Here is a 4351-nt window from a genome sequence, read left to right as displayed (position 1 = left end):
CGTGCCGGTGTGGCAGGCCGCACCCTCCTGGTCGACCGTGACGAGCAGGGCATCGCCGTCGCAGTCCAGCGCGACGCCCCTGACCCACTGCCGGTGGCCGGAGGTGTCACCCTTGCGCCAGTACTCCGAGCGGGACCGCGAGTAGAAGGTCACACGGCCGCTCGTGAGCGTGCGGTGCAGCGCCTCCTCGTCCATCCACCCGAGCATCAGCACCTCGAGTGTGTCGTACTGCTGGACGACGGCGGCGACCAGGCCGGCGTCGTCCTTCTTCAGCGCCGCGGCGATGGCCGGGTCGAGGAGCGGACGCTCCTCCCCGGCGACGTCGGTCGGGGCAGCGGCGGGATTGTCCGGGGAGGAGGTGGAGGAAGGCATCACCTGTGATTCTAGTGCGGTCGACGGCGGGGCGCGGCGCACCTGCCCCGGCCGGTGTCCCCCGTGCTACTTTCAGCTGTGATGCACTACGTAACCCCGTCCCGCGAGGTCCTGGCCGAGACGCTGCTGGCAGCCGGCCCCGACGCACCGACCCTGTGCGAGGGCTGGCGGACACGCGACCTGGCCGCACACCTCTACCTCCGCGAGCACAAGCCTGCTCTGGGCGTCGGGATGGTGGTTCCGAGGCTGGCGGCCCTCACCGAGCGTGCGACGCGGGACATGGCCGAACGTGCCGCATCACCTGCCGGATTCCAAGCGCTGGTGAACCGGTTCCTGGCGGGACCGCCCGCCCTCTCGCCGATGCGCATCAACCCGATCGACAAGAGCGTCAATCTCATCGAGTACTTCGTCCATACGGAGGACGTCCGCCGCGCCGGCACCCGATGGGCTCCACGCGCACTCGACGAGGACTACGCGGAGGCGCTCTGGGAGGAACTCGTCAAGCGTGCTGCGATCCTGTACCGCGGCGCGGACCTCGGCATCGTGCTGGTACGCCCGGGCGGTCCGCGGCACGTGGCCAAGCGCGCACCGGTCTCGGTGGCCATCGTCGGGGACCCCGGAGAACTCCTCCTGCACGCCCACGGCCGGCGCCGGCAGGCCCTGGTCACCTTCGAGGGTCAGCCGGACGCGGTCGCCCTGCTCGAGAGCGCCGACGTCGGCATCTGAAGCCGCGCGGCTCCTGCGGCCACCGGCGCCTGGAGTACGCACGGACCGCGCAGAGACTGCGGGCCGCGCTCCGATCGCGAGTCCCCACCCATGGCGCGCACCAGTACACCGGCCTGGCACCGACTTCACACCGCCACCGCTCCGCCCCTGACCGGGGGCCGAGGATGGTCCGGTCCGTCAGCGGACGGGGAACCCTGCAGCGCGGATGGCGGCCTTGACCTGCGCGATGGCGTCCACCGGGCCGAAGTGGAAGACGGACGCGGCGAGGACCGCGTCGGCGCCTGCCTCGACCGCCGGCGGGAAGTGCTCCGGCCTGCCTGCCCCGCCCGAGGCGATCAGCGGCACCCCGACGGCGGCACGGACGGCGCGGATGAGTTCCAGGTCGAAACCCTCCTTGGTGCCGTCGGCATCGATGGAGTTGAGCAGGATCTCGCCGACACCGCGGTCCGCCGCTTCCTTCGCCCACGCGACGGCGTCGATCCCGGTCCCCTTGCGGCCTCCGTAGGTGGTGACCTCGAAGCCCGACGGGGTGCTCGCGTCCCGGGTGCGCCGCGCGTCGAGCGAGAGCACGAGGACCTGCGCCCCGAAGTGGCCCGTGATCTCGTCGATGACGGAGGGGCGTGCGACGGCGGCCGTGTTGATGGACGCCTTGTCCGCGCCGAAGCGCAGGAGGCGGTCGACGTCGGAGATCTCGCGCACGCCTCCGCCCACGGTCAGCGGGATGAAGACCTCCTCGGCGGTCCGGGCGACCACGTCGAAGGTCGTCTCGCGGTTGCCGGAGGACGCGGTGACGTCGAGGAAGGTCAGCTCGTCCGCGCCGGCGCGGTCGTAGCGGTGCGCGAGCTCGACGGGGTCACCGGCGTCGCGCAGGTCCTCGAAGTTGACGCCCTTGACGACGCGCCCGGCGTCGACGTCGAGGCAGGGGATGACGCGGACGGCGACGGTCATGGCTGTGCTCCCCTAGATCCGGCAGGCGTGGATGGTGCTGACGAGGATGGCGCGCGCGCCGAGTTCGTACAGCTCGTCCATGATGCGGTTGGTCTGGTTCCGCCGGACCATGGACCGCACGGCGACCCACTCGGAGTCGCGCAGCGGCGAGACCGTCGGGGACTCGAGGCCCGGCGTCAGGGCGGCGGCCTCGTCGACGAGGTCCTTGCGGATGTCGTAGTCCATCATCACGTACTGGCGTGCCACGAGGACGCCCTGCAGGCGCCGCAGCAGCACGTCGAGCCCTGCGGGGGCCCCGACGCCCGCGCGGCCGATCAGCACGGCCTCGCTCCGGAGGATGGGGTCCCCGAAGATCTCCATCCCCGCGGCACGGAGTGTGTTGCCGGTCTCGACGACGTCGGCGATCGCGTCGGCCACGCCGAGGCGTACCGAGGACTCCACGGCACCGTCGAGCCTCACCACGGCGGCGCTGATGCCGCGCTCGGCGAGGTAGTCCTTGAGCAGGCCCTCGTAGCTCGTGGCGAGGCGCTTGCCCTCGAGCTGCTCCACGGTGGCGAAATCGCCCACCGGACCGGCGAAGCGGAAGGTCGACGCGCCGAACCCGAGCTGCAGGAGCTCCTCGGCCTGCACCTGCGCGTCGAGGAAGAGGTCCCGGCCGGTGATGCCGACGTCGAGCGTGCCCGAGCCGACGTACACGGCGATGTCACGGGGACGGAGGAAGAAGAACTCGATCTCGTTCTCGGGATCGACGAGCACGAGCTCCCGGGAATCACGGCGCTGGCGGTAGCCGGCCTCGGCGAGCATGGACGAGGCGGCCTCGGAGAGGGCGCCCTTGTTGGGGACTGCTACACGGAGCATTGGGGGTCTTTCGCTGGATCGGAGGGGTGGCACGCGGGAGCCGCGGGCGGGGTACGCCGGCGCGGCTAGAGATGCTTGTAGACGTCCTCCAGGGTGAGTCCCTTCGCCAGCATGAGGACCTGCAGGTGGTACAGCAGCTGGGAGATCTCCTCGGCGGCATCCTCGGTGGACTCGTACTCGGCGGCCATCCACACCTCGGCGGCCTCTTCGACGACCTTCTTGCCGATGCCGTGCACGCCTGAATCGAGCTCCGCGACGGTCCGCGATCCGGCGGGCCGCTCGGCAGCCTTCGCACTCAGTTCCTCGAACAGGGAATCAAAGGTATTCACGTCCCCTAGGCTATCGGCTCGGCGGGCCGACCCGTTCCTCCGGCTCCCCGGTGTGACGGACGCCTCCGCGCTCACCGCGTCCACGATCGCAGGACGGCGGCCGTCGCCAGCGCCGCGGAGACCGCCTCGTGCCCCTTGTCCTCGGAGGAACCCGGCAGGCCGGCGCGGTCGAGCCCCTGCTGTTCGGTGTCGCAGGTCAGCACACCGAAGCCCACCGGCACGCCCGTGCTGACGCTCACGTCCGTGAGGCCGGACGTCGCCGCCTGGCAGACGTACTCGAAGTGGGGGGTGCCGCCCCGGATGACGACGCCGAGCGCTGCCACGGCGTCCACGTGCGGAGCGAGGCGTGCGGCGGCGACAGGCAGTTCGAAACTGCCGGGGACGCGGATCTCGGTCACCTCGGCTCCCGCCTCGGCTGCGGCACGGCGGGCGCCGTCGAGCAGACCGTCCATGATCTGCGTGTGCCAGCTGGCCGCGATGATCGCGAGACGCAGGGGGGCGCCCTCCTGCGTGGTCAGTGCGCTGATGTCGATGCTGGGTGCTCCGTGGCCGCTCATGGTTCTCCTTCGGTGATGCTGATGCTGGGTGGTGTGGTTCGTCGGGTCGTGGTGGGGTGCCGCCGGCTCAGGCGCCGGCCGCGTCCGGCTGCTCGTCGACGTCGTCGCGGCCGTCGCGCTCCCCCAGGTACGCGACGAGGTCCTCGATGGAGACGAGCGGGATGCCGTGGTCGTCGGCGAAACGGCGCAGCGCGGGCAGACGCATCATGTCACCGTGGTCGTGCACCAGTTCCGCGATCACCGCGGCGGGCCGCTTGCCGGCGAGCCTGCTCAGTTCGACGCCGGCCTCGGTGTGTCCCTGCCGCTCGCGGACGCCGCCGGGGGCGGCGCGCAGCGGGAAGACGTGACCCGGCCGGGTGAGGTCCGAGGGGACGCTGGCCGGATCCGCGAGCACCGTCACGGTGCGGGCGCGGTCCGCGGCGCTGATCCCGGTGCTGACACCGGTCGCGGCGTCGCACGAGACCGTGTAGGCCGTGCCCTTCGAGTCCTCGTTCACGGCGGTCATCGGCGGCAGGAGGAGACGGTCCGCGTCCTCGGCCGGCAGCGGCACGCACAGGACGC

Annotated in this window: 7 protein-coding genes; 1 reads left to right on the top strand and 6 read right to left on the bottom strand. The window is 71.6% G+C overall.

Annotated elements, in window-relative coordinates; all coding sequences use genetic code 11:
* Window positions 1-372 (bottom strand): phosphoribosyl-AMP cyclohydrolase (hisI, locus tag CVO76_RS05125; RefSeq protein ID WP_208741017.1); only part of this gene is annotated, 372 nt, incomplete at its 3' end.
* Between the two features lie 81 nt (window positions 373-453).
* On the opposite strand from hisI, the gene CVO76_RS05120 reads away from it, so the two are divergent.
* Window positions 454-1098 carry a TIGR03085 family metal-binding protein gene (locus CVO76_RS05120; protein WP_133081831.1) on the top strand — a complete coding sequence of 215 codons (645 nt, stop codon included), beginning with the start codon at window positions 454-456 and terminating at the stop codon, window positions 1096-1098.
* 177 nt (window positions 1099-1275) lie between these two features.
* Here the strand turns inward: CVO76_RS05120 and hisF are convergent, their stop codons facing one another.
* The 5 genes from hisF to CVO76_RS05095 all read right to left on the bottom strand — a co-directional run.
* Window positions 1276-2046, bottom strand: coding sequence for an imidazole glycerol phosphate synthase subunit HisF (gene hisF, locus CVO76_RS05115; RefSeq protein ID WP_208741014.1), 771 nt, complete (start codon window positions 2044-2046; stop codon window positions 1276-1278).
* A 12-nt stretch (window positions 2047-2058) separates the two neighbouring features.
* Window positions 2059-2904: an ATP phosphoribosyltransferase gene (hisG, locus tag CVO76_RS05110; RefSeq protein ID WP_208741013.1), complete on the bottom strand. Its 846-nt coding sequence runs from the start codon at window positions 2902-2904 to the stop codon at window positions 2059-2061.
* 65 nt (window positions 2905-2969) lie between these two features.
* Window positions 2970-3233, bottom strand: a complete 264-nt coding sequence (locus CVO76_RS05105; protein ID WP_208741011.1) for a phosphoribosyl-ATP diphosphatase — start codon at window positions 3231-3233, stop codon at window positions 2970-2972.
* Between the two features lie 71 nt (window positions 3234-3304).
* Window positions 3305-3790 carry a 6,7-dimethyl-8-ribityllumazine synthase gene (gene ribH / locus CVO76_RS05100; protein WP_208741009.1) on the bottom strand — a complete coding sequence of 162 codons (486 nt, stop codon included), beginning with the start codon at window positions 3788-3790 and terminating at the stop codon, window positions 3305-3307.
* Window positions 3791-3857: 67 nt separating this feature from the next.
* A partial coding sequence (locus CVO76_RS05095) for a 3,4-dihydroxy-2-butanone-4-phosphate synthase (protein ID WP_208741007.1) occupies window positions 3858-4351 on the bottom strand: 494 nt, incomplete at its 5' end.

The sequence above is a fragment of the Arthrobacter agilis genome, assembly GCF_002953615.1.
Taxonomy (GTDB): domain Bacteria; phylum Actinomycetota; class Actinomycetes; order Actinomycetales; family Micrococcaceae; genus Arthrobacter_D; species Arthrobacter_D agilis_B.
The sequence above is the reverse complement of the archived record's forward strand: the minus strand, read 5'-3'. Positions and strand labels throughout refer to the sequence as shown.